Source organism: Streptomyces sp. NPDC027663 (genome assembly GCF_055566415.1).
This window is the reverse complement of the sequence record NZ_JBVHSK010000023.1, coordinates 39,586-61,408: the sequence shown is the minus strand read 5'-3', so window position 1 is coordinate 61,408 and position 21,823 is coordinate 39,586. Positions and strand designations below refer to the sequence as shown.

At 69.4% G+C, this 21,823-nt stretch carries 18 protein-coding genes, 3 tRNA genes and 1 pseudogene; 11 read left to right on the top strand and 11 right to left on the bottom strand.

What is annotated here, in order from left to right; translation table 11 throughout:
• Positions 1-88: 88 nt before the first annotated feature.
• The 3 genes from ACZ4SF_RS35885 to ACZ4SF_RS35875 all read right to left on the bottom strand — a co-directional run bounded on the left by ACZ4SF_RS35885 (position 89) and on the right by ACZ4SF_RS35875 (position 796).
• A tRNA-Gly gene (locus ACZ4SF_RS35885) sits at positions 89-161 on the bottom strand.
• A gap of 80 nt (positions 162-241) precedes the next feature.
• Positions 242-313, bottom strand: a tRNA-Gly gene (locus ACZ4SF_RS35880).
• A gap of 165 nt (positions 314-478) precedes the next feature.
• Positions 479-796, bottom strand: coding sequence for a histone-like nucleoid-structuring protein Lsr2 (locus tag ACZ4SF_RS35875; protein ID WP_031164632.1), 318 nt, complete (start codon positions 794-796; stop codon positions 479-481).
• 311 nt (positions 797-1,107) lie between these two features.
• Between ACZ4SF_RS35875 and purS the strand changes: the two genes are divergently transcribed.
• Genes purS through purL form a run of 3 tightly spaced genes read left to right on the top strand, consistent with a single transcriptional unit; the run spans position 1,108 to position 4,321 of the window.
• Positions 1,108-1,371: a phosphoribosylformylglycinamidine synthase subunit PurS gene (gene purS, locus ACZ4SF_RS35870; protein ID WP_468392871.1), complete on the top strand. Its 264-nt coding sequence runs from the start codon at positions 1,108-1,110 to the stop codon at positions 1,369-1,371.
• On the top strand, positions 1,368-2,048 hold the full coding sequence (gene purQ, locus ACZ4SF_RS35865; protein ID WP_468392869.1) for a phosphoribosylformylglycinamidine synthase subunit PurQ: 681 nt from the start codon (positions 1,368-1,370) through the stop codon (positions 2,046-2,048). The genes purS and purQ overlap by 4 nt, the downstream gene beginning before the upstream one ends.
• Complete coding sequence (gene purL / locus ACZ4SF_RS35860; protein WP_468392868.1) at positions 2,045-4,321, top strand: phosphoribosylformylglycinamidine synthase subunit PurL; 2,277 nt, start codon at positions 2,045-2,047, stop codon at positions 4,319-4,321. The genes purQ and purL overlap by 4 nt, the downstream gene beginning before the upstream one ends.
• Positions 4,322-4,373: 52 nt before the next feature.
• On the opposite strand, the gene ACZ4SF_RS35855 is transcribed toward purL, so the two are convergent.
• Positions 4,374-5,831: an MFS transporter gene (locus ACZ4SF_RS35855; RefSeq protein ID WP_468392866.1), complete on the bottom strand. Its 1,458-nt coding sequence runs from the start codon at positions 5,829-5,831 to the stop codon at positions 4,374-4,376.
• A 95-nt stretch (positions 5,832-5,926) separates the two neighbouring features.
• Between ACZ4SF_RS35855 and ACZ4SF_RS35850 the strand changes: the two genes are divergently transcribed.
• The 5 genes from ACZ4SF_RS35850 (at position 5,927) to purM (ending at position 10,721) form a co-directional block, all read left to right on the top strand.
• Entirely contained in the window at positions 5,927-6,565 is a 639-nt protein-coding gene (locus tag ACZ4SF_RS35850) for a TetR/AcrR family transcriptional regulator (protein ID WP_468392864.1), read from the top strand.
• A gap of 10 nt (positions 6,566-6,575) precedes the next feature.
• On the top strand, positions 6,576-7,373 hold the full coding sequence (locus ACZ4SF_RS35845) for a maleylpyruvate isomerase family mycothiol-dependent enzyme (RefSeq protein WP_468392862.1): 798 nt from the start codon (positions 6,576-6,578) through the stop codon (positions 7,371-7,373).
• Positions 7,374-7,502: 129 nt separating this feature from the next.
• Entirely contained in the window at positions 7,503-7,862 is a 360-nt protein-coding gene (locus tag ACZ4SF_RS35840; protein WP_468392860.1) for an META domain-containing protein, read from the top strand.
• Between the two features lie 201 nt (positions 7,863-8,063).
• Positions 8,064-9,593 (top strand): amidophosphoribosyltransferase, encoded by a 1,530-nt coding sequence (gene purF / locus ACZ4SF_RS35835; RefSeq protein WP_468392858.1) that lies wholly within the window; start codon positions 8,064-8,066, stop codon positions 9,591-9,593.
• Positions 9,594-9,626: 33 nt separating this feature from the next.
• Complete coding sequence (gene purM, locus ACZ4SF_RS35830; RefSeq protein ID WP_468392856.1) at positions 9,627-10,721, top strand: phosphoribosylformylglycinamidine cyclo-ligase; 1,095 nt, start codon at positions 9,627-9,629, stop codon at positions 10,719-10,721.
• A 63-nt stretch (positions 10,722-10,784) separates the two neighbouring features.
• On the opposite strand, the gene ACZ4SF_RS35825 is transcribed toward purM, so the two are convergent.
• Together ACZ4SF_RS35825 and ACZ4SF_RS35820 are read right to left on the bottom strand one after the other, a co-directional pair.
• The gene (locus tag ACZ4SF_RS35825; RefSeq protein ID WP_468392854.1) at positions 10,785-11,036 is read right to left on the bottom strand and encodes a DUF3073 domain-containing protein; all 252 of its coding nucleotides are present in this window, start codon (positions 11,034-11,036) and stop codon (positions 10,785-10,787) included.
• Positions 11,037-11,326: 290 nt separating this feature from the next.
• Positions 11,327-12,433 carry a Leu/Phe/Val dehydrogenase gene (locus ACZ4SF_RS35820; protein ID WP_468392852.1) on the bottom strand — a complete coding sequence of 369 codons (1,107 nt, stop codon included), beginning with the start codon at positions 12,431-12,433 and terminating at the stop codon, positions 11,327-11,329.
• A 200-nt stretch (positions 12,434-12,633) separates the two neighbouring features.
• Between ACZ4SF_RS35820 and ACZ4SF_RS35815 the strand changes: the two genes are divergently transcribed.
• Together ACZ4SF_RS35815 and bldC are read left to right on the top strand one after the other, a co-directional pair.
• A complete protein-coding gene (locus ACZ4SF_RS35815) occupies positions 12,634-13,476 on the top strand; it encodes a DUF8083 family protein (protein ID WP_468392850.1) in 843 nt (280 codons plus the stop codon).
• Positions 13,477-14,014: 538 nt separating this feature from the next.
• Positions 14,015-14,221, top strand: a complete 207-nt coding sequence (gene bldC, locus ACZ4SF_RS35810; protein WP_003949541.1) for a developmental transcriptional regulator BldC — start codon at positions 14,015-14,017, stop codon at positions 14,219-14,221.
• 460 nt (positions 14,222-14,681) lie between these two features.
• On the opposite strand, the gene ACZ4SF_RS35805 is transcribed toward bldC, so the two are convergent.
• From ACZ4SF_RS35805 to hrpA, 3 genes are all read right to left on the bottom strand, one after another.
• Positions 14,682-14,876, bottom strand: a complete 195-nt coding sequence (locus ACZ4SF_RS35805; RefSeq protein WP_468392848.1) for a DUF6274 family protein — start codon at positions 14,874-14,876, stop codon at positions 14,682-14,684.
• 399 nt (positions 14,877-15,275) lie between these two features.
• A tRNA-Asp gene (locus ACZ4SF_RS35800) sits at positions 15,276-15,350 on the bottom strand.
• A gap of 96 nt (positions 15,351-15,446) precedes the next feature.
• On the bottom strand, positions 15,447-19,385 hold the full coding sequence (gene hrpA, locus ACZ4SF_RS35795; protein ID WP_468392846.1) for an ATP-dependent RNA helicase HrpA: 3,939 nt from the start codon (positions 19,383-19,385) through the stop codon (positions 15,447-15,449).
• Between the two features lie 159 nt (positions 19,386-19,544).
• Here hrpA and ACZ4SF_RS35790 point away from each other — a divergent pair.
• A pseudogene (locus tag ACZ4SF_RS35790) lies at positions 19,545-19,652 on the top strand (ABC transporter permease); the annotation flags it as partial.
• A 124-nt stretch (positions 19,653-19,776) separates the two neighbouring features.
• Here ACZ4SF_RS35790 and ACZ4SF_RS35785 read toward each other — a convergent pair.
• Both ACZ4SF_RS35785 and ACZ4SF_RS35780 read right to left on the bottom strand, forming a co-directional pair.
• Complete coding sequence (locus tag ACZ4SF_RS35785) at positions 19,777-20,094, bottom strand: hypothetical protein (protein WP_468392844.1); 318 nt, start codon at positions 20,092-20,094, stop codon at positions 19,777-19,779.
• A gap of 68 nt (positions 20,095-20,162) precedes the next feature.
• The gene (locus ACZ4SF_RS35780; protein WP_468392842.1) at positions 20,163-21,794 is read right to left on the bottom strand and encodes a collagen binding domain-containing protein; all 1,632 of its coding nucleotides are present in this window, start codon (positions 21,792-21,794) and stop codon (positions 20,163-20,165) included.
• Positions 21,795-21,823 lie beyond the last annotated feature (29 nt).

The following is a 21,823-nucleotide window of genomic DNA, read 5'->3' as shown; positions in this document are numbered from 1 at the left end:
ACTCGGCATGACAAATGTCAGAGCCGGTTCCGGGCGACTGCCGGGCAACGAAAAGACCCCGGTCCGATGGACCGGGGTCTCATTCCCGAGCGGACGACGAGGCTCGAACTCGCGACCTCAACCTTGGCAAGGTTGCGCTCTACCAACTGAGCTACGTCCGCACTGCTCCCGACCGGCTCCCACCGATCGGTGCGAACACCAGCCTACCCGACTCACAGCAGTGGTCGTGACGGCGGTGCAGAGCGGGTGACAGGGATCGCACACTGCGCCTTCCCCCTGGAAGGGGGATGTTCTACTACTGAACTACACCCGCATGGTCCGGGGATCCGACCTTCCGGCCTCGCCCCTCGGCGTGCCCCAGACATTAGCTGATCAGCAGGGGGGTAGCGCAAGTCGGTTCCCCTGTGGCCCCATTTGCCCCAAGTGCACGGCCCTCAGGGCCCACTGACGGGCCCTGAGGACTCGCCCCTTCGCGGGCTCACTGCGCGGCGCTGAACGCCTCGTAGACCTTCTTCGGGATGCGTCCGCGGGCCGGCACGTCCATCTTGTTCGCCTGGGCCCAGGCGCGTACGGCCGCCGGGTCGGGGGCGACCTCCGTCTGCTTGTACGCCTTGCCGGACCGTGACCGCTTGCGGCCGGCCTCGACGTAGGGCGCGAGCGCCTTGCGCAGTTTCTTGGCGTTGGTTTCGTTCAGGTCGATCTCGTACGACTTGCCGTCGAGTCCGAAGGCGATCGTTTCCGCCGCTTCCGAGCCGTCGATGTCGTCAAAGAGAGTGACCACGACCTTTTGCGCCACGAATATCGGTCCCTTCGTGCGGCACGTCGTTACAGCTCAACGCCGACGACGTGCCGAGTATCGGCTATTGCCAATTCATTTGTACAGTGCCCGGCAATGCAAAGTGAAGCCCGACTAAATCCGTCCGCGTGTCCGGGCGCAATAGGCGGGACGGGGCGGACTGTGGAACTTTCCCAGAACTTTTCGCGGGCGCGCGGCTTCGACACCCGATCGTGATGCGCCTCACGTACTTTCCTCCAACTCTACTCGCGTAGAAATTTTGTGCGGGTAGTCTGAAGGAACCTGCTCAGCACCACACATCGGGAGTGCCAGTGGCACGCGTCGTAGTCGACGTCATGCTCAAGTCGGAGATCCTCGACCCCCAGGGCCAGGCGGTCCAGCGTGCGCTGCCGCGCCTGGGATTCGAAGGGATCTCGGACGTACGTCAGGGAAAGCGTTTCGAACTGGAAGTTGACGGGCCGGTCGACGAGGCCGCGCTCGCCCGTATCCGCGATCTTGCGGAATCCTTCCTCGCCAACACCGTGATCGAGGACTTCACCGTCCGGGTCGACGAAGTCGCGGAGGCGGCGAAGTGACCGCTCGGATTGGCGTCGTCACTTTCCCGGGCAGCCTGGACGACCGTGACACCCAGCGTGCGGTCCGCCTCGCGGGCGCCGAGCCGGTCGCCCTGTGGCACAAGGACAAGGACCTCAAGCAGGTCGACGCCGTGGTGCTGTGCGGCGGTTTCTCCTACGGCGACTATCTGCGCGCCGGCGCCATCGCGCGCTTCTCGCCGGTGATGGAGTCCCTCATCGAGCAGGCGAAGGCCGGCCTGCCGGTCCTCGGCATCTGCAACGGCTTCCAGATCCTGACCGAGGCGCACCTGCTCCCCGGCGCGATGCTCGGCAACGACCACCTCCACTTCATCTGCCGCGACCAGAAGCTGCGGGTGGAGAACGCGGAGACCGCCTGGACCAGCGACTACCGCGCCGGCCAGGAGATCCACATCCCGCTGAAGAACATGGACGGCCGGTACGTCGCCGACGAGTACACGCTCGACAAGCTGGAGGCGGAGGGCCGTGTCGCCTTCCGCTACCTGGACTTCAATCCGAACGGCTCGCTGCGGGACATCGCCGGAATCACCAACGAGGCCGGGAACGTCGTCGGCCTCATGCCGCACCCCGAGCACGCCGTCGAGCCGCTGATCGGTACGGGCCGTACCGACGGGCTCCCGTTCTTCACCTCGATCCTCAAGAAGCTGGTGGGCGCATGAGCCGGACGCCTCTGGACACGGTCGAGCACGCGACCGCGACCCCCGACGTCGAGCTGCCCTGGTCCGAACTCGGCCTGAAGAAGGACGAGTACGAAAGGGTGGTGGAGATCCTCGGCCGCCGCCCGACCGGCGCCGAACTCGCCATGTACTCGGTCATGTGGTCCGAGCACTGCTCGTACAAGTCCTCCAAGGTCCACCTCCGCCAGTTCGGAGAGAAGGCCCCCGAGTCCGACGCCCTGCTCGTCGGCATCGGCGAGAACGCCGGCGTCGTGGACGTCGGCCAGGGCTACGCGGTCACCTTCAAGGTCGAGTCGCACAACCACCCGTCGTACGTCGAGCCCTACCAGGGCGCGGCCACGGGTGTCGGCGGCATCGTCCGCGACATCATCGCGATGGGCGCCCGCCCGGTCGCCGTGGTGGACCCGCTGCGCTTCGGCGCCCCCGACCACCCCGACACCAAGCGCGTCCTGCCGGGCGTCGTCGCGGGCATCGGCGGCTACGGCAACTGCCTGGGCCTGCCCAACATCGGCGGTGAGGTCGTCTTCGACGCCTGCTACCAGGGCAACCCGCTGGTCAACGCCGGTGCCATCGGTGTGATGCGGCACGAGGACATCCACCTCGCCAAGGCCTCCGGCGCGGGCAACAAGGTCATCCTGTACGGCGCCCGGACCGGCGGCGACGGCATCGGCGGCGCATCGATCCTGGCCTCGGAGACCTTCGACGACGCCAAGCCGTCGAAGCGCCCCGCCGTCCAGGTCGGCGACCCCTTCCAGGAGAAGCTCCTCATCGAGTGCACCCTGGAGGCCTACCGGGAGAAGCTGGTCGTCGGCATCCAGGACCTCGGCGCGGCCGGCCTGTCCTGCGCCACCTCCGAGCTGGCCTCCAACGGCTCCGGCGGCATGCGCGTCACCCTGGACGACGTCCCCCTGCGCGACTCCACGCTGTCTCCTGAGGAGATCCTCATGAGCGAGTCGCAGGAGCGCATGTGCGCGGTCGTGGAGCCCGGCAAGGTCGACCGCTTCCTGGAGATCTGCGAGAAGTGGGACGTCATCGCCACCGTCATCGGTGAGGTCACCGAGGGCGACCGGCTGGAGATCTTCTGGCACGGCGAGAAGATCGTCGACGTCGACCCGCGCACCGTGGCGCACGAGGGCCCCGTCTACGAGCGCCCCTACGCCCGCCCGGACTGGCAGGACGCGCTCCAGGCCGACGACGCCAACAAGCTGCCCCGCCCGGAGACGAGCGAGGCGCTGAAGGACCAGGTCCTGAAGCTGGTGGCCTCGCCGAACCAGGCGTCGAAGAAGTGGATCACTTCCCAGTACGACCACTTCGTGCAGGGCAACACCGTCCTCGCGCAGCCGGAGGACTCCGGCATGATCCGCGTGGACGAGGAGTCGGGCCTGGGCGTCGCCATCGCGACCGACGGCAACGGCCGTTACGCCAAGCTGGACCCGTACACGGGCGCCCAGCTGGCCCTGGCCGAGGCGTACCGGAACGTCGCCACGACCGGTGCCAAGCCGCTCGCGGTGTCCGACTGCCTGAACTTCGGCTCGCCCGAGGACCCCGCGGTGATGTGGCAGTTCGCCGAGGCCGTGCGCGGTCTGGCGGACGCCTGCCTGCAGCTCGGCACGCCGGTGACCGGCGGCAACGTCTCGCTCTACAACCAGACGGGCGACGTCGCCATCCACCCGACCCCGGTGGTCGCCGTCCTCGGTGTCATCGACGACGTCGCCCGCCGCACCCCGGTCGCCTTCCAGGAGGAGGGTCAGCTGATCTACCTCCTCGGCGACACCCGCGAGGAGTTCGGCGGCTCGGCCTGGTCGCAGGTGGTCCACGACCACCTCGGCGGTCTGCCCCCGCAGGTCGACCTGGAGCGCGAGCGGCTGCTGGCCGAGATCCTGATCTCCGCCTCGCGGGACGGCATGATCGACTCCGCGCACGACCTGTCCGACGGCGGTCTGGTCCAGGCGGTCGTGGAGTCCGCGCTGCTCGGCGGCAAGGGCGCCCGGCTGGTCGTGCCGGACGGTCTGGACGCCTTCACCTTCCTGTTCTCCGAGTCGGCCGGCCGCGCCATCGTCGCCGTGCCGCGCTCGGAGGAGGTCCGCTTCAACGACATGTGCGGTGCGCGTGGCCTGCCGGCCACCCGGATCGGTGTCGTGGACGGCACCGCGTCCGATCCCGGTGCGGTGGTGGAGGTCCAGGGCGAGTTCTCGCTCTCCCTCGCCGAACTGCGCGAGGCGCACGAGGGGACGATCCCGGCGCTGCTGGCGTAAGCGCCGCAGGCCCGTGTGAAGGCCCCGTCCGGACAGCCGGGCGGGGCCTTCCTCATGCGGCCACGGGTTCCTCCACCGGCCGGGCCGGCACGCCCCTGGGCAGGCGCAGGGCCAGCAGCAGGCACAGCGCCATCACGCCGGCCCCGCCCAGGAACACCGTGTCCGTCGCGGAGACGTAGGCCGCCACTGCCTGCGTGTGCGCCGCTCCGCGCAGCCCGGCCAGTGAGCCGGCGTCGCCGGGGCCGTCGTACAGGCGGTTCAGGAGTGTGCCGAACAGGGACGCGCCGAGGGCCGTGCCGAGGGTCTGGAAGAAGCGGACGGCGGTGGTGGCGACGCCGAGCTGGTGGCGGGGCGCCGCCTGCTGCACGAGCTGGACCAGCTGGCCCAGCAGCTGGCCGAAGCCGAGGCCGACGAGCAGCATGGCCGCGCGGAGCTGCCACAGGGAGGTGTGCGCGTCGGTGGCGGCCAGCAGCAGGAAGGCGGCCGTGCCGACGGCGGCGCCGCTGATCACGAAGGTCCGCTCGGACCAGCCGAGCCGGGTGAGCCGCCCGGTGGCGACGCCGACCGCCATGATGCCCGCCGCCATCGGGATCAGGTACAGGCCGGCGGAGGAGCTGGTGATGCCGCGGGCGAGCTGGAGGTAGAGCAGCACGTAGTAGATGGCGCCCGTCATGGCCGCACCCATCAGTCCCTGTATCGCGAAGCCGAGACGCAGTTCGCGAACGCGGAAGAGCGACGGCGGCAGGATCGGTTCGACGGCCGAGAACTGGCGGCGCAGGAAGAGGGCGAGTGCCCCCGCCGAGGCCAGGGCCAGTCCGCTGATCTGCGGGGACGCCCAGGCGTACTGCTTGCCGCCCCACTCGGTGATGAGCAGCAGCGTGGTGGAGAACGCGGCGGCGAGTGCGGCGCCGGTGAAGTCGATGGCCCGGCTGCCGGTCTGCCGGGGCAGTTTCAGGACGACCACGGCGGTGGCGAGCGCGGCGATGCCGAGCGGCAGATTGACGTAGAACGCCCAGCGCCAGCTCGCGTGGTCGGCGAGGAAGCCGCCGAGCCACGGGCCCACGGCGATGGCGCCGCCCGCGACGACGCCGCCGGTCCCGGCGCCCCTGTTCTTGTCCTGGTCGGGGCCCGCGAGCTGGGCGATGACGACCATCGTCACGCTCATCAGCCCGCCCGCGCCGAGCCCCTGCACGGCCCGGGAGGCGATCAGCCAGCCCATCGAGGGAGCCGCGCCGCACAGCGCCGACCCGGTCAGGAAGACGCCGAGGGCGCCGAGGAAGACGTACTTGGCGCCGAGGGCGTCGCACAGCCTTCCGTACAGCGGGAGCATCGCGGCCGAGGCCAGCGAGAAGGCGCTGACGAGCCAGGGGATCTTGTCGACGCCGTGGTCCGGGTCGAGGTCCCGGACGATCGGGACGGTGGCCGCGGACACGATCTGCATGTCCAGGACGGCCAGGACGATCGTGACGAGGCAGACGATGAAGCCGATCTTGCGCTGGGTGCCGGTCATGACGGCACCATGCCGCGACTTCGTGTACTGAGTCAATGTTTTATCTGTATCGATATTTCAGCCGAACCTAAATTTCGCCTTGGTAAGCTGCCAACATGGCTGAGGCGATGGGGCTGCGCGAGCGCAAGAAGCTGCAGACGGCGATGCGGATCTACCGGGTGGCCGTCGACCTGTTCGCCGAGAAGGGCTTCGACGAAGTCTCCGTGCAGGAGATCGCCGACGCCGCCGAGGTGTCGAAGATGACCGTCTTCAACTACTTCGGCACCAAGGAGGAACTGGTCTTCAAGCCGATGGTGGAGCACTTCTCCGACGCCGCCCGGGCGGTGCGCGAGCGGGCGCCCGGGGAGTCCGCGGTGGGGGCCGTGCGCCGGCAGTTCCTGCAGATGGTGGAGGGACGCGACCCCTCGATCGGCCTGAACAGCGAGCCCTTCGCGCGCCGGATCCGTGCGGTCGTCATGGCGACGCCGGTCCTGCGCGAACGCGCCTACCTCGAGTCCGAGAAGGGCGCACGGGAACTGGCCGGCCTGCTTGCCGAGGAGACCGGCGACGCCACCCTCGCCATGATCGGTGCCGCCACGCTCACCGCCGCCCGCAACGCCCTCGTGGAGGAGCACCACCGCCGGATCGAGGCCGGCGAGAGCGTCGGACAGGTGGCCGCCGACGCCGCCGACCGCGCACGGCAGGCCTTCGACCTGGTCGAAAAGGGACTGAAGGACTACGCGGTCAGGGCATAGGCTCACCGCCATGCCACCGGCCAAGAAGCGCGCCCGCAGCTACGACCCCGCCAGGACCCGCGCCGCGGTCCTCGCCCAGCTCGGAAACGTACGGGAGGCCGTCCGTGGCCTCACGCCCGGACAGCTCGCCCTGCCCACCCGGCTCGGCGACTGGACCGTACGGGACCTGGTCGCGCACATCGGCATGGCCGTCACGGCCGTGCACCGCGCCGCGGCCCAACCGGCCCCGCCGAAGCAGGACGTCCAGGTGGTCCAGTGGCCCTTCGCCACCGTCGCCTCCGCCGCCGCGATCTCCGAGTTCACCCGGCAGCTCGCCGCGGACCACCCCGACCTCGACGCCTACCTCACCGACGTCGACCAGAGCCTGCGCACCCTGCTCGCCGAGCACCCCGGCGGCCGGCTCCTTCGGACCAGCGCCGGCGCCATGCCGCTGGACGACTACCTCGTCACCCGCGCCGTCGAACTCGTCGTCCACACCGACGACCTGAACGCCGCCGTCGCGGACCTCGACGTGCCGTACGACCGGCAGGCCCTCGCCGCCGCCACCCGGCTGCTCGCCGACGCCCTCGCCGTGAAGGCGCCCGGCGGTTCCACCGAGGTCCGGGTGCCGCCGTACGCCGTCGTGCAGTGCGTCGAAGGGCCCCGGCACACCCGAGGTACCCCGCCAGGCGTCGTGGAGACCGACCCGCTGACCTGGATCCGGCTGGCCACCGGTCGCCTGGCCTGGAAGGACGCGGTGGCCGATGCGAAGGTCAGCGCGAGCGGGCAGCGGGCGGACATCGGGGAGCTGCTGCCGGTCATGGCCTAGGAACCGGGCGCGCCGCTCGCCCGTCGAATCCGTATGAACCGGTACAAGCAGCGCGTGACCCTGAGGGTGGCCGCCGTGCTTCTCCCGTGGGTGGTGGCCTGTGGCAGCCAGACGGGAGACAGTGGTGCGGTGAGTGTCCAGCAGCCGGTGACCGGGATCGACTGGCGGGTCGACAGCATCACCGCCGGCGGTACGACCCGGCACGCACCCGCCACCGCCCGGCTCCGCATCGACGAGGACGGCAGGGCCGCCGGCAACCTCGGCTGCAACCACTTCAGCGCCCGGGCCACCGTCGACGGTGACAAGATCACCATTGGTGACCTGCGCACCACGAAGATGGCCTGCGACCGGGACCGGATGGACTTCGAGCGCGCCCTCGCCCGCACCCTCACCACCGGGACGCTCACCGCGAAGGCCGACGCTGCGAAGCTGACGCTCACCGACGGCGACGGCGACCGCGTCCACCTCAGCCGCAGCGCGCCCGAATGATGTGCGACACCTCACTCACGTACGGGCGCAAGCCCCCCGCAATCGGCCGGTCCGATCCGTCCGGGATCCGGGGCCACTTGCTGACGCCCCGCGTTGACCTGCACAAACTCAGGAACGTCCAAGGTGATCGGCGTCGCTGTGTCGGTTGTGGGCACGATCCCCAATTCGGACCAGTGGTCGACCTCGCCTACACTCGGAGACGTGCCACGTGGTGACGGTCGACTCAATCACGATCTGCTTCCCGGCGAGAAGGGCCCCCAGGACGCTTGCGGCGTCTTCGGCGTCTGGGCTCCGGGGGAAGAGGTCGCAAAGCTCACGTACTTCGGGCTCTACGCCCTCCAGCACCGGGGTCAGGAATCCGCGGGAATCGCGGTCAGCAACGGCTCCCAGATCCTCGTCTTCAAGGACATGGGCCTGGTCTCCCAGGTCTTCGACGAGACCTCTCTCGGTTCGCTCCAGGGTCACATCGCGGTCGGACACGCCCGCTACTCGACCACCGGGGCCTCCGTGTGGGAGAACGCCCAGCCGACGTTCCGCGCCACCGCGCACGGTTCCATCGCGCTCGGCCACAACGGCAACCTGGTCAACACGGCGCAGCTCGCCGAGATGGTCGCCGAACTGCCGAACGACAACAACAGCCGCTCCACCCGGGTCGCGGCCACCAACGACACCGACCTGCTGACGGCCCTGCTGGCCGCCCAGGTCGACGAGAACGGCAAGCCGCTGACCATCGAGGAGGCGGCGCACCAGGTCCTCCCGCAGGTCCGGGGCGCGTTCTCCCTCGTCTTCATGGACGAGCACACCCTCTACACCGCCCGTGACCCGCAGGGCATCCGCCCGCTGGTCCTCGGCCGCCTGGAGCGCGGCTGGGTGGTGGCCTCCGAGTCCGCCGCCCTGGACATCTGCGGTGCCAGCTTCGTCCGCGAGATCGAGCCGGGCGAGTTCGTCGCCATCGACGAGAACGGCCTGCGCAGCTCGCGATTCGCAGAAGCGAAGCCCAAGGGCTGTGTCTTCGAGTACGTGTACCTGGCCCGCCCGGACACCGACATCGCCGGCCGGAACGTGTACCTCTCCCGCGTGGAGATGGGCCGCCGCCTGGCCAAGGAAGCCCCCGTCGAGGCCGACCTGGTCATAGCGACCCCGGAGTCCGGCACCCCGGCCGCCATCGGCTACGCGGAGGCCTCCGGCATCCCCTTCGGCAGCGGTCTGGTGAAGAACGCCTACGTGGGCCGGACCTTCATCCAGCCCTCGCAGACCATCCGGCAGCTCGGCATCCGCCTGAAGCTGAACCCGCTGAAGGAAGTCATCAAGGGCAAGCGCCTGGTCGTCGTCGACGACTCGATCGTGCGCGGCAACACCCAGCGGGCCCTGGTCCGCATGCTCCGTGAGGCGGGCGCCGCCGAGGTCCACATCCGGATCTCCTCCCCGCCCGTGAAGTGGCCCTGCTTCTTCGGCATCGACTTCGCCACGCGCGCGGAACTGATCGCCAACGGCATGACCATCGAGGAGATCGGCACCAGCCTCGGCGCCGACTCGCTCGCCTACATCTCCATCGACGGCATGATCGAGGCGACCACCATCGCCAAGCCGAACCTGTGCCGCGCCTGCTTCGACGGCGAGTACCCGATGGAGCTGCCGGACCCGGAGCTGCTCGGCAAGCAGCTGCTGGAGACCGAGCTGGCGGCCGGTCCCGCCGCCACGGCCGCGGCCGACGCGATCCGTCGCCCGTAACCGCCCGCGTACGACACGAAAGCTCTCACAGTCATGTCTGCTGAATTCGATCAGCGTGCTCCGCACGCGGGAACTGGTGCCAGCTACGCAGCGGCGGGCGTCGACATCGAGGCGGGCGACCGCGCCGTCGAGCTGATGAAGGAGTGGGTGAAGAAGACCCAGCGCCCCGAGGTCCTGGGTGGCCTCGGCGGCTTCGCCGGGCTCTTCGACGCCTCCGCCCTCAAGCGCTACGAGCGCCCGCTGCTCGCCTCCGCCACGGACGGCGTCGGCACGAAGGTCGACATCGCGCGCCGCATGGGCGTCTACGACACCATCGGCCACGACCTCGTCGCCATGGTCATGGACGACATCGTGGTGTGCGGCGCCGAGCCGCTGTTCATGACGGACTACATCTGCGTCGGCAAGGTCCACCCCGAGCGCGTCGCGGCCATCGTGAAGGGCATCGCGGAGGGCTGCGTGCTGGCCGGCTGCGCCCTGGTGGGCGGCGAGACGGCCGAGCACCCGGGCCTGCTGGGCGCGGACGACTTCGACGTCGCCGGCGCCGGGACCGGCGTGGTGGAGGCCGACCAGCTGCTGGGCGCGGATCGCATCCGCACGGGTGACACCGTGATCGCCATGGCGTCCTCCGGGCTTCACTCGAACGGGTACTCCCTGGTCCGCCACGTCCTGCTGAACACGGCGGGCCTGGCCCTGGAGACCGAGGTCGCCGAGCTGGGCCGCACCCTCGGCGAGGAACTGCTGGAGCCCACGAAGATCTACTCGCTGGACTGCCTGGCGCTGACCCGCACCGCCGAGGTGCACGCGTTCAGCCACATCACCGGCGGCGGTCTGGCCGCCAACCTGGCCCGGGTGATCCCGGACGGGCTGCACGCCGTGGTCGACCGGTCCACCTGGGCCCCGGGCGCGATCTTCGACCTGGTCGGGAAGACCGGGAACGTCGAGCGCCTGGAGCTGGAGAAGACCCTCAACATGGGCGTCGGCATGATGGCGATCGTCCCGGCGCAGTCCACCGAGGTGGCCCTGGCCACCCTGGCGGACCGGGGTGTCGACGCGTGGGTCGCCGGCGAGATCACCGAGCGCGGTGCCAAGGAGACCGGTGCCGAGCTGGTGGGGGACTACGCGGCCTGACCGTGCGGACAGCACAAAAGCCGGTCGGTGGCTCTGCCACCGACCGGACGGGTCAATGCAAGGTCAAGCGCCGCGACGGTGCTGCGAGGAATCCTCATCCTCATCCTCGTCGTCGTCCTCATAGAGGTCGGCGTACCGGGAGTACAGGTCGTCGTCGTCATGCTCATCGTCCTCGAAGCGGTCGCCGTTCCGCGACTGGTTCGACGTCGATGCGCCCAGCTCCTCGGCCAGGCGTGAGAGGTCTGTCCCACCGCTGTTGTACTTCAGCTGACGGGCAACCTTCGCCTGCTTGGCCTTGGCCCGGCCGCGCCCCATGGCTCGACCCCCTCAACGACGGGGCTCGACGGCCCCAGAGTCTGACACGCGTTCATGATCTGGAACGGACTCTCCATGGAGAGGCCGGTCCGTAGGGCTTCCACGGTACCTGAGCCCGCGCCCATACGGTACGTCGCCCGCAGCACGCGCGTGTGCCCAGCACCTTCGAGGCGCCCCGTCCTCGCTGGTCAGTGGCGATTTTAACCACTTATCGGGGAACGACCCGCCGGTGGAAGTGAGAGTTCTCTCTAAGTTCCCGCCGACGGGTACCGCTCACCTGTTCGACGCGGTCAGCGCCCGGCGCCGCGCGCCCGTGCCTCGGCCATCCGCTGCTCGGCGATCCGGTCGGCCGCCGCGGCCGGCGGAATGCCGTCTTCCTTTGCCCGAGCGAATATGGCCAGCGTGGTGTCGAAGATCTTCGACGCCTTCGCCTTGCACCGGTCGAAGTCGAACCCGTGCAGCTCGTCCGCGACCTGGATGACCCCGCCCGCGTTCACCACGTAGTCCGGCGCGTAGAGGATGCCCCGGTCCGCGAGGTCCTTCTCGACGCCCGGATGGGCGAGCTGGTTGTTGGCCGCGCCGCACACCACCTTGGCGGTGAGGACCGGGACGGAGGCGTCGTTCAGGGCGCCGCCGAGGGCACAGGGGGCGTAGATGTCCAGGCCCTCGACCCGGATCAGCTCCTCGGTGTCGGCGACAGCCGTCACGCCCTCGGGGTACTGGTCGAGGATCCGCTGGACGGCGTCCGGGCGCACGTCCGTGATCACGACCTCGGCGCCCTCGTCGCGCAGGTGCCGCACCAGGTGGTGGCCGACCTTGCCGACACCGGCGATACCGACCTTGCGGCCGCGCAGCAGCGGGTCGCCCCACAGGTGCTGGGCGGAGGCGCGCATGCCCTGGTAGACGCCGAACGCGGTGAGCACCGAGGAGTCGCCGGCGCCGCCGTTCTCCGGGGAGCGGCCGGTGGTCCAGCGGCACTCACGGGCGACGACGTCCATGTCGGCGACGTACGTGCCGACGTCGCACGCGGTGACGTAGCGCCCGCCGAGCGAGGCGACCATGCGCCCGTAGGCGAGGAGCAGTTCCTCGGTCTTGTCGCGCTCGGGGTCGCCGATGATCACGGCCTTGCCGCCGCCGTGGTCGAGACCGGCCATGGCGTTCTTGTACGACATCCCGCGCGCCAGGTTGAGGGCGTCGGCGACGGCCTCGGCCTCGGTGGCGTAGGGGTAGTAACGCGTGCCGCCGAGGGCCGGGCCCAGGGCGGTGGAATGGATGGCGATCACGGCCTTGAGGCCGCTGGCCTGGTCCTGACAGAGCACGACCTGCTCATGGCCGCCCTGGTCCGAGTGGAACAGGGTGTGCAGGACATCAGCAGGCGCGCCGGTTACGTCGGTCACTGTGGTGACTCCTGTGTAAGTAGCGGCGAGTGGGGTCGGACCCCGTGCGGGTGGCGGGGTGCCGTGGCATGAGCGTAGAGCCTCGGCACGACCACCATCCGCGCAGTGTTCAGGATCACTCTCGCGCGCCGCTCGTGCACGTAAGGGCATGGGACGATTTGCAAGGGTTTCGAGCCGGGTCCGGTGGGGAGGGAGCAGGCGTGCCGAAGGTGTCCTCCGTGGTCGTCCCCTATGCCGCGTACCTGCGCGTGTACGAGCCGCTGGGCGCCTTCCCGGAACCCGAGCGCAGCCACTGGACGCGCTACGCCCGCCGGTCCGAGCGCCCCTCCTACCAGGACGAACTGCGGCGCTCCCTGGCCGACTTGCTGCCCACCCCGCCGGTCGCGGTGCCGGTGCACGAGAGCAGTGACGCCTTTGTGCTCGAGGTCGACGGGGTGGTCTGCGTGTGCCCCTGGCGGACCCGGCTGCGCGGCTGGCAGGCCCTGGACGAGCTGGGCGACGAGCTGCCCCCCACGGTGCTGGACGCGGTGCTGCCGCCGCTGGTGCGCCACCAGGCCGCCCAGGACTACGAGCGCTGGCTCGCCCGCAACCCCGACGCCCGCCCGTGGATCCGCACGGCGACCTGGCAGGTGCCGCTGAACTGGTTCGTGCTGGTCTCGGACGAGGAGCGGCGCTACGACAAGGGGACCGCCGAGGTGCCCCCGGTGCTGCGCTACCGCACGCCGATGGTGCAGGCCAGGCGCCGGGTGGCGCGGGCACTGCGCACCCTGAAGGACGCCGTCGAGGAAGGCCCGCTGATCGACGGCCTGGTGGACGTCGGCCGCTGGCTGGAGGAGTTCCACCCGCGCTCTCTGGTGGAGCTGGACTACGGCGGCCTGGTGCACGTCCTGCCGGCGGGCGAGCTGGAGGACGACCACTCGGCGGCGGACGTGGCCACCGGGATCGAGGCGCTGCGCCGGGGGGACGGGACGGCCGCCGGGGAGGCGTACGGGCGGCTGGTGGAGCGGTGGCGGGCGGTACGGGATCTGCGCTCCGCGAACTGAGCGCCATCGAGTCGAACACAGTGACGTACATCACGGCCCAAACCGCGGCGAACCACGTACGGTCTATGGCACTTGCCCATCTGACGGGACGTTGGTCCCGATCTGGACTTTTGTCTCAAGGGTGATGGACAGCACTTACCTGGCTCTTGCGCCTCTTGCCACCCCTCGTGCCAAAATAGGACAAGGAGTCCGGGGAGGGCTCCTTCCGCCCAACTATGCTCCACTGTGGGCGGATTCTCAGCATTGCACGCTTTGGGGGGTCTGGTGACTCCTGATCGCCCTGTGACTGATCGTCACAGTGGCGTGACTGTCCGCTATGGCATGGTCCATCGGCTTCCGTCGCTGATGAACACCTGGGAGGGCAATTCCATCGGTTTGGCCGACGGGGCTGGACAGATGGTGTAGTTGTAGTGCCGAGGACAAGCCGTTCGTCCTATAACCGACTCGACTCGCGTCCGCCATTTCGGGCAACGCGGGTCAAGGTGCAGAATTTAGAGGAAAGAACCGAGAAGGTTCGGTTCTCCCGAGGAGGCCGCTCATGACCGCTCGCACCCCTGATGCTGAGCCGCTGCTGACCCCGGCTGAGGTCGCCACGATGTTCCGCGTCGACCCCAAGACGGTCACGCGGTGGGCGAAGGCAGGGAAGCTCACTTCCATCCGTACGCTCGGCGGGCACCGCCGCTATCGCGAGGCCGAGGTTCGCGCCCTGCTTGCGGGCATCCCGCAGCAGCGCAGCGAGGCCTGAACAACTTCATAACCGGGCAGAACGGTCGGTCCCCCATCCGGCCGAGGCGCCCGAAACCCTAGCTCCAAGCGACGCGGGACCTGCCCCAACAGGCCCCACGCCCAAGCCGAGAGAACGTTGCAGGCAAGCTTCACAGGGTGCGTCGTCGATCGCGCTGGACTCCGCCGGGTCCAGCGCGATCTTTTTTGTGCGCAGGTCGGGGGCGTGGGGTGCCGCTGTGAGTGTCCTTGTCGGAGTCTGGGCAGGCCTGTCGGAACGGCTGTGCGGGACCTCTGGGAGCGGTGCAATTGCACATATAAAATCGACCAGTTGTATGAAGGGGGTAAGTACCGCTGTTTGAAAAACTCATGCGGTGACTCCCGTCACACGGCTGGGCGCTTGTTGCCCACGGCGTCCGTGCGCTAATGGAAGCGGCCCTTCCAGCATCCCCCGCCCGTACGGCGGTTGAGCCGGGCGGAGGTCATGCGGTGCGGGGGCTTTCGTCGTCCTCGGCGGCCTCCTGCTCGCCCTCCTGCCCGCGCGGGCCGGCGTCCATCGCCAGCCGCAGCAGGCGGTGGCAGATGGGGCAATGGCGGGTGAGGTGCCGGTAGGACGAGGCGGCCGACAGATGCGCCCTCAGAAGCGCCCGCGTCTCATGCCTGACCGACGCCGCCATACGCCACCTCCGGGGCCGCACAGGAGGAACGGGGTTCTGCTCCCTGGGTACCGACGGAACGTGACGCCGTCAAGGGCGCCGACGCCGGCCCGAGCCGCCCCGCGCCGCCAGGGGCCCCTTCCGGCCTTGCACAGGCGGTCCTGGGGGGGGGGGGGGGGGGCGGCACGCAAGAGGTCCGCCCCCTGCCGGACGCGGGCCTGTGCGGTCCTGACGGGATACGGCCGAGGCCCGCTCCCTCGCGGGGCGGGCCTCACTCATCTTGCGGTCCTGACGGGATTTGCTGTGTGGATTGCGGCTGCGCCGCGGGCGCGGCCTCCGTCTGGGCAGGGTGATGTGCGGGTGCGGGTGCGGATATGAGTGAGGCCCGCTTCCCTTGCGGGGCGGGCCTCACTCATCTTGCGGTCCTGACGGGATTTGAACCCGCGGCCTCCACCTTGACAGGGTGGCGAGCACTCCAAACTGCTCCACAGGACCAGGTTTCGCGGCGCTTGACTTGCCGTCCTGCGCTGCGAGACAGACTGTACAGGAGGTGGGCCCGCCTGGTCGAACTCACCGCCCGTGAGTGACCGGCTACGGTGCGGCGGCGTCGATCGCCTTCACGATCCGCTTGTCGGAGACGGGGTACGCCGTGCCCAGGGCATGGGCGAAATAGCTGACCCGCAGCTCCTCCAGCATCCAGCGGATGTCCAGGACCGAGCCCGGGACCGGCCGGCCCTGGGGGAGCTGTTCCAGGAGCCAGGCGTACTCGTCCTGCATCTCGTGGACCTTCTCCATGCGGGTGGTGTCCCGCTGGACGTTCGTCGGCATCTGCTGCAGGCGCCGGTCCGCGGCCACCAGGTACCGCATGAGGTCGGGGAGCCGTCGTATCCCCGCCCACGTCACGAAACCGGGCTTCACGAGGGCGTCCAGCTGCTTGCGGACGTCCGTGAGGTTTGCGAGCAGCGTCGGGCTGCTCACGGACTTCAGGCGGCGCTCACAGGCCTGCCAGGCGGCCAGGACCTGCTGCACCTGGGCGACCGTACGGACCGTCGTGTCCACGATCTCCGCGCGCACCTTGTCGTACAGCTTCCGGTAGGACTCCTCGTCCCACGCCGGCCCGCCGAAGTCGCCGATCAGCTTGTCCGCCGCGGCCATCGCACAGTCGTCGAACAGGGCCTGCATGGAGCCGTGCGGATTCGCGGACAGGGCGAGCTTCTGCTGGTTCGTCAGCTTGTCCGAGGCGAACTTCGCCGGGTTCACCGGGATGTTGCGCAGGATCAGCCGGCGGGTGCCCTTCCACATGGCCTCCGCCTGCTCGGCCTCCGTGTCGAAGAGGCGGACGGAGACCGTGTCGCCGTCGTCCACCAGCGCCGGGTACGCCTTGACCGGCTGCCCGGCGCGGCGGGTCTCGAAGACACGGGTGAGCGTGCCGATCGTCCAGTCGGTCAGGCCCTTGCGCTCCAGGGACTCGCCGCCCTCGCGCGACGCGGTCGCCGCCGCGGCCTGCGAGAGGGCCTGGCGGGCCTTCGGCTTGAGGCGCAGCTTCAGCGCCTCGAGGTCCTTGTCCTCGGCCAGCTTGCGGCGCCGCTCGTCCACGATCCTGAAGGTGATCTTCAGGTGGTCGGGGACCCTGGCCCAGTCGAAGTCGTCCGCCTCGAAGGGGACGCCGACCATGCGCTTCAGCTCGCGGGCCATCGTGACCGTCAACGGCTCCTGCAGGGGCACCGCCTTGTCCAGGAACGCCTTCGCATAGTTCGGCGCCGGGACGTAGTGGCGGCGGACCGGCTTGGGGAGGGAACGGATCAGTTCCGTCACGACCTCCTCGCGCAGGCCCGGGATCTGCCAGTCGAAGCCCTCGCCGGTGACCTGGTTGAGGACCTGGAGCGGGACGTGGACGGTCACGCCGTCGGCGTCCGCGCCCGGCTCGAACTGGTAGGTGACCCGAAACTTGAGGTTGCCCTGGCGCCAGGTGTCCGGGTAGTCGGCCTTGGTGACCGCCTCGGCCGACTCCCGGATGAGCATCTCGCGCTCGAAGTCCAGGAAGTCCGGCTGCTCGTGCCGCTTCCGCTTCCACCAGGAGTCGAAGTGGGCGCCGGACACCACGTGTTCGGGCACCCGCTGGTCGTAGAAGTCGAAGAGGGTGTCGTCGTCCACGACGATGTCCCGGCGCCGGGCCCGGTGCTCCAGCTCCTCGACCTCGCTGAGGAGTTTGCGGTTGTCGGCGAAGAACTTGTGGTGGGTGCGCCAGTCACCCTCCACGAGCGCGTTGCGGATGAAGAGCTCGCGGGAGACCTCGGGGTCGATACGGCCGTAGTTCACCTTCCGCTGGGCGACGATCGGCACGCCGTAGAGCGTGACCTTCTCGTACGCCATCACGGCCGCCTGGTCCTTCTCCCAGTGCGGTTCGCTGTACGTCCGCTTGAGGAGGTGTTCGGCGACCGGCTCGACCCATTCGGGCTCGATCCTGGCGTTGACCCGCGCCCACAGCCGCGAGGTCTCCACCAGCTCGGCCGACATCACGAACTTCGGCTGCTTCTTGAACAGCGCCGAGCCGGGGAAGATCGCGAACTTGGCGCTGCGTGCGCCGAGGTACTCGTTCTTGTTGCCGTCCTTCACGTCCTTCATCCCGATGTGGGAGAGGAGGCCGGCGAGGAGCGAGGTGTGGATGCGGTCGGCGGGGGCGTCGGTCTCGCTGAGATGGATGCCCATCTGCTTGGCGACCGTGCGCAGCTGGGTGTAGATGTCCTGCCATTCGCGGATGCGCAGGAAGTTGAGGTACTCCTGCTTGCACATCCGGCGGAACGAGCTGGAGCCCCGCTCCTTCTGCTGCTCGCGGACGTACCGCCACAGGTTCAGATAGGCCAGGAAGTCGCTGGTCTCGTCCTTGAAGCGGGCGTGCTGCTGGTCGGCCTGGGTCTGCTTGTCGGCCGGGCGCTCGCGCGGGTCCTGGATGGACAGCGCAGCGGCGATGACCATGACCTCGCGGACACAGTCGTTCCTGTCGGCCTCCAGGACCATGCGGGCCAGCCGGGGGTCGACGGGCAGCTGGGCCAGCTTGCGGCCGGTGTCGGTCAGGCGCTTGCGCGGGTCCTTCTGGGCCGGGTCGAGGGCGTGCAGCTCCTGGAGCAGCTGCACGCCGTCGCGGATGTTGCGGTGGTCCGGCGGGTCGATGAAGGGGAACTTCTCGATGTCGCCGAGGCCGGCCGCGGTCATCTGCAGGATGACGGAGGCGAGGTTGGTCCGGAGGATCTCCGCGTCGGTGAACTCCGGGCGGGCGAGGAAGTCGTCCTCGCTGTACAGACGGATGCAGATGCCGTCGCTCGTACGGCCGCAGCGGCCCTTGCGCTGGTTGGCACTGGCCTGCGAGATCGGTTCGATCGGCAGCCGCTGGACCTTGGTGCGGTGGCTGTAGCGGCTGATCCGGGCGAAGCCGGGGTCGATGACGTACTTGATGCCGGGGACGGTGAGGGACGTCTCGGCGACGTTGGTCGCCAGAACGATCCTGCGCCCGGTGTGCGGCTGGAAGACCCGGTGCTGCTCGGCGTGGGACAGCCGGGCGTACAGGGGCAGCACCTCGGTGAACCTGTACTTCTTCTTCTCGAGCGCGTCCGCGGTGTCCCGGATCTCCCGCTCACCGGAGAGGAAGACGAGGATGTCGCCCTGCCCCTCCCCCATCAGCTCCTCGACGGCGTCGGTGATGGCCGTGATCTGATCCCGGTCGGCGTCCTCGGAGTCCTCTTCGAGGAGCGGGCGGTACCGCACCTCCACCGGGTACGTCCGCCCGCTGACCTCGACGATCGGGGCGTCCCCGAAGTGCCGCGAGAAGCGCTCCGGGTCGATGGTCGCCGAGGTGATGACGACCTTCAGGTCCGGGCGCTTCGGCAGCAGCTGGGCCAGGTAGCCCAGCAGGAAGTCGATGTTGAGGGACCGCTCGTGGGCCTCGTCGATGACGATCGTGTCGTAGGCGCGCAGCTCGCGGTCGGTCTGGATCTCGGCGAGCAGGATGCCGTCCGTCATCAGCTTGACGAAGGTGGCGTCGGGGTTCACCTGGTCGGTGAAGCGGACCTTCCAGCCGACGGTCTCGCCGAGCGGGGTCTTCAGTTCCTCCGCGACACGCTCGGCGACGGTACGGGCCGCGATCCGACGGGGCTGGGTGTGCCCGATCATCCCGCGGACCCCACGGCCCAGCTCCATGCAGATCTTCGGGATCTGGGTCGTCTTGCCGGACCCGGTCTCACCGGCGACGATGACGACCTGGTGATCACGGATGGCCGCCGCGATCTCGTCCTTCTTCTGGCTGACGGGCAGCTGCTCGGGGTAGGTGACGGCCGGCACGCGGGAGCGCCGCTCGGCCATCCGGACCTCGGCCTTGCCGATCTCGGCGTCGATCTCGGCGAGAACGGCGGCACGGGCCTCGGGCTTACGGATCTTGCGCGCGCCCTCCAGCCGCCGGCCGAGCCGGTGCGCGTCGCGCAGCGACAGCTCGGTCAGGCGGGGGGCGAGGGTGCCGAGGGCGGGATGCGTAGACATACGCGGTCCAGGATCTCACCCCCGTCGAAAAAGACGCGAACGATTTGACCGGGGGAGACACGGCGCCCCGTGAAGGACTGCCGGGCCACCACCTAGCGTGGTCGAAATGCCCGATTCCACCCATGGGAGCCGCGGTCGTCCCCCGACGCGTGCGGAACGCTGCTCGGCGGGTTCACGATCGCCGCCGTGGTGGACCGGCTGCTCGCCGCGCTGAAGCTGCCGTTCGTGCAGTCGTGGATGATCCTCGTCCTGACGACGTTCGCCTCGGACGCCCGGCCAGACCGGCCCACGCGGCCCATGTGCACTGATCAGGCCCCGCCGGTGGCGACGACGTTCTCGATCGATACGTCCAGGGCCTCTCTCATCCGGCCCCGGCCGGATGAGAGAGGCCCTAGGTGCGCTGGGCCGGCGGTGCCGGTGGGGCCGCCTCGGTGTGCCGGCGGGCGGCGCCTTCGCCGAGGGCGATGGACCTCGCGGTGTTGGAGATGGCCTTGATGCCCAGGTAGGCAGTGGTCATGCTGCTCACCGCGGTGAAGGCGGCGGTGAGGACGCCGACGATCACGGCCTTGTCGCCGTTGAGCTGCCACACACCGAAGATCGCGACTCCGGCGATCGCGAGGTTGCTGGTGACGACCGCGAGCAGCCCGTAACGGGCCCGGTCCTTCTCCAGGTCGGTATCCCGAATGGCTCTGGCCTCGTCCCGGCTCATGTCTCCCCCACCGCCGAACACCACGCTCGATCAGCTGAACGTAGCGCCGAGCGAGCGTGGTGCCAAGGTCACCGCACGTCGACGTAGTCCTCCGTGCCGCTGCCGACGAAGTGCTTGCTGTCGGGGTACAGCAGGACGGGCACCCAGGTGCCGTCCTGCCGGGCCGTGAAGCCCTTGCTGAACGAGCCGTTGCTCTTCGTGGTGACCGTGGACATCACGTACCAGGCCTTCGCGCCCTTGGGCCGGAAGAGGATCTGCACCTTCTTGGCGCCGTACGCCTTCCACGTCGGGGAGCCGGCCGCGCGCTCCTGGAGCACGCCCTTCACGGTGATCGTCCGGCCCTTGGTCACCGGCTCGGGGGAGGCGTTGGCGTCCTTGACCCGGGTGAGGGCGCGGTAGCGGCGCAGGCTCTTGCTGACGCCGCCCTTGATGTCCTTGGCCGTGGAGCCGGCGTAGTGCAGCCGCCAGTAGCCGTCCGTGTAGCCGGGCAGCTTCTCGACGACGAACTGGGCGCCGTTGGTGGTCTGCACGGTCTTCTTGGTGGTCCAGCCCGTCCTGCCGTTGGGCGAGTACTGGATGTCCACGGCGAGCCGGTCCGTGGTGTCGCGCCCGACCAGGTCCACTTCGCCGGTGACGTCGAGCTGTGCGTACTTGTCCAGCTGCGCGGTGAACTCGGCGAACTTCGGCGTCGCGCTGACCGCCACGGTGACGTCCGCGGTCGCGGTGCGCCGGATGAAGGGGTTGTACGGGTACGGCTGGAAGGCCACCTCGTAGACGCTCTTGCTGCCGTACGGGTACTTCGCGAAGGAGAAGCGCCCGTTCGCGTCGGTGGTCGACTCGACGGGGTTGCAGGTGGTGCAGTCCTTGTAGTCCATCTCCAGCGGGACGCCGGAGAGCGGCTTCCACTCCGCGCCGCTCTGGTACTGGAGCGTGCCGGTGACGTTGATCTTGTCGCCCGCGGTGACGTGGAAGCTGTTCTTGTCGAGGACGAAGCGGGTGGGCGCGGCCTTCGGCCGGACGTCGATCCAGGGGCTGCCGGCGAAGCCCAGGCCGCCGTTGTAGTCGGCGAAGGTCCAGCCGCCCTGCGTCGTCTGGTGGGAGGCGGAGAAGTGGCCGGTCTCGTCCGTGACGGCGGTCGACTTCACGCTTCCCCCGTCGAACGTGAGGTCCACGGTGGCGCCGGGCAGCGGCACGCTCTCGCGGGTGCTGGGGTCGCGGACCACCAGGTTGCCGCCGGCCGTGACGGTCTTGTGCTCGATGTCCGGTTCGGCCGGTGTGACGGCGAACCCGGTGAAGACGGGCTGCTTCTGGTAGTGCAGCGTGCCCGCGTTCTTCTCGACGGTGGTCTCGCCGTCGCTCTCGGTGGCCACGATGTCGACCGTGTAGTCGCCCAGGGCGTCCAGGTGGATCGGCTGGGAGGCCCAGACGGCGTCCCACGAGCTGTACTCGTACCGCTTCGTGAAGTCGGTGATCGTGGCAACGGGCTCGTCCGTGTCGCTGCCGCCGGCCGGGCGGAGTTTCGCGGTGATCTTGTCGATTCCGCCGCTGTAGTTGAGGCGCACGTCGAGAACCGACCAGTCGGCCTGGTCGCTGTGCGCGTCCGTGACGTTAGGCCCCGCGGCGTGAGCGGTGCCGGGCAGGGTGAGCGTGGCGACGAGAACGGCGCCGACCGTGACCATGCCTCGGGCGATCTGTCTCAAGAACCCCCCTCAGGGTCTCCAGAAATGAC

Excerpts from the sequence above, each read along its gene's own strand:
- purL (WP_468392868.1), top strand. The coding sequence starts at position 2,045 with ATGAGCCGGACGCCTCTGGACACGGTCGAGCACGCGACCGCGACCCCC.
- ACZ4SF_RS35855 (WP_468392866.1), bottom strand. The coding sequence starts at position 5,831 with ATGACCGGCACCCAGCGCAAGATCGGCTTCATCGTCTGCCTCGTCACG.
- ACZ4SF_RS35850 (WP_468392864.1), top strand. The coding sequence starts at position 5,927 with ATGGCTGAGGCGATGGGGCTGCGCGAGCGCAAGAAGCTGCAGACGGCG.
- ACZ4SF_RS35845 (WP_468392862.1), top strand. The coding sequence starts at position 6,576 with ATGCCACCGGCCAAGAAGCGCGCCCGCAGCTACGACCCCGCCAGGACC.
- purM (WP_468392856.1), top strand. The coding sequence starts at position 9,627 with ATGTCTGCTGAATTCGATCAGCGTGCTCCGCACGCGGGAACTGGTGCC.
- ACZ4SF_RS35825 (WP_468392854.1), bottom strand. The coding sequence starts at position 11,036 with ATGGGGCGCGGCCGGGCCAAGGCCAAGCAGGCGAAGGTTGCCCGTCAG.
- bldC (WP_003949541.1), top strand. The coding sequence starts at position 14,015 with ATGACCGCTCGCACCCCTGATGCTGAGCCGCTGCTGACCCCGGCTGAG.
- ACZ4SF_RS35805 (WP_468392848.1), bottom strand. The coding sequence starts at position 14,876 with ATGGCGGCGTCGGTCAGGCATGAGACGCGGGCGCTTCTGAGGGCGCAT.
- hrpA (WP_468392846.1), bottom strand. The coding sequence starts at position 19,385 with ATGTCTACGCATCCCGCCCTCGGCACCCTCGCCCCCCGCCTGACCGAG.
- ACZ4SF_RS35785 (WP_468392844.1), bottom strand. The coding sequence starts at position 20,094 with ATGAGCCGGGACGAGGCCAGAGCCATTCGGGATACCGACCTGGAGAAG.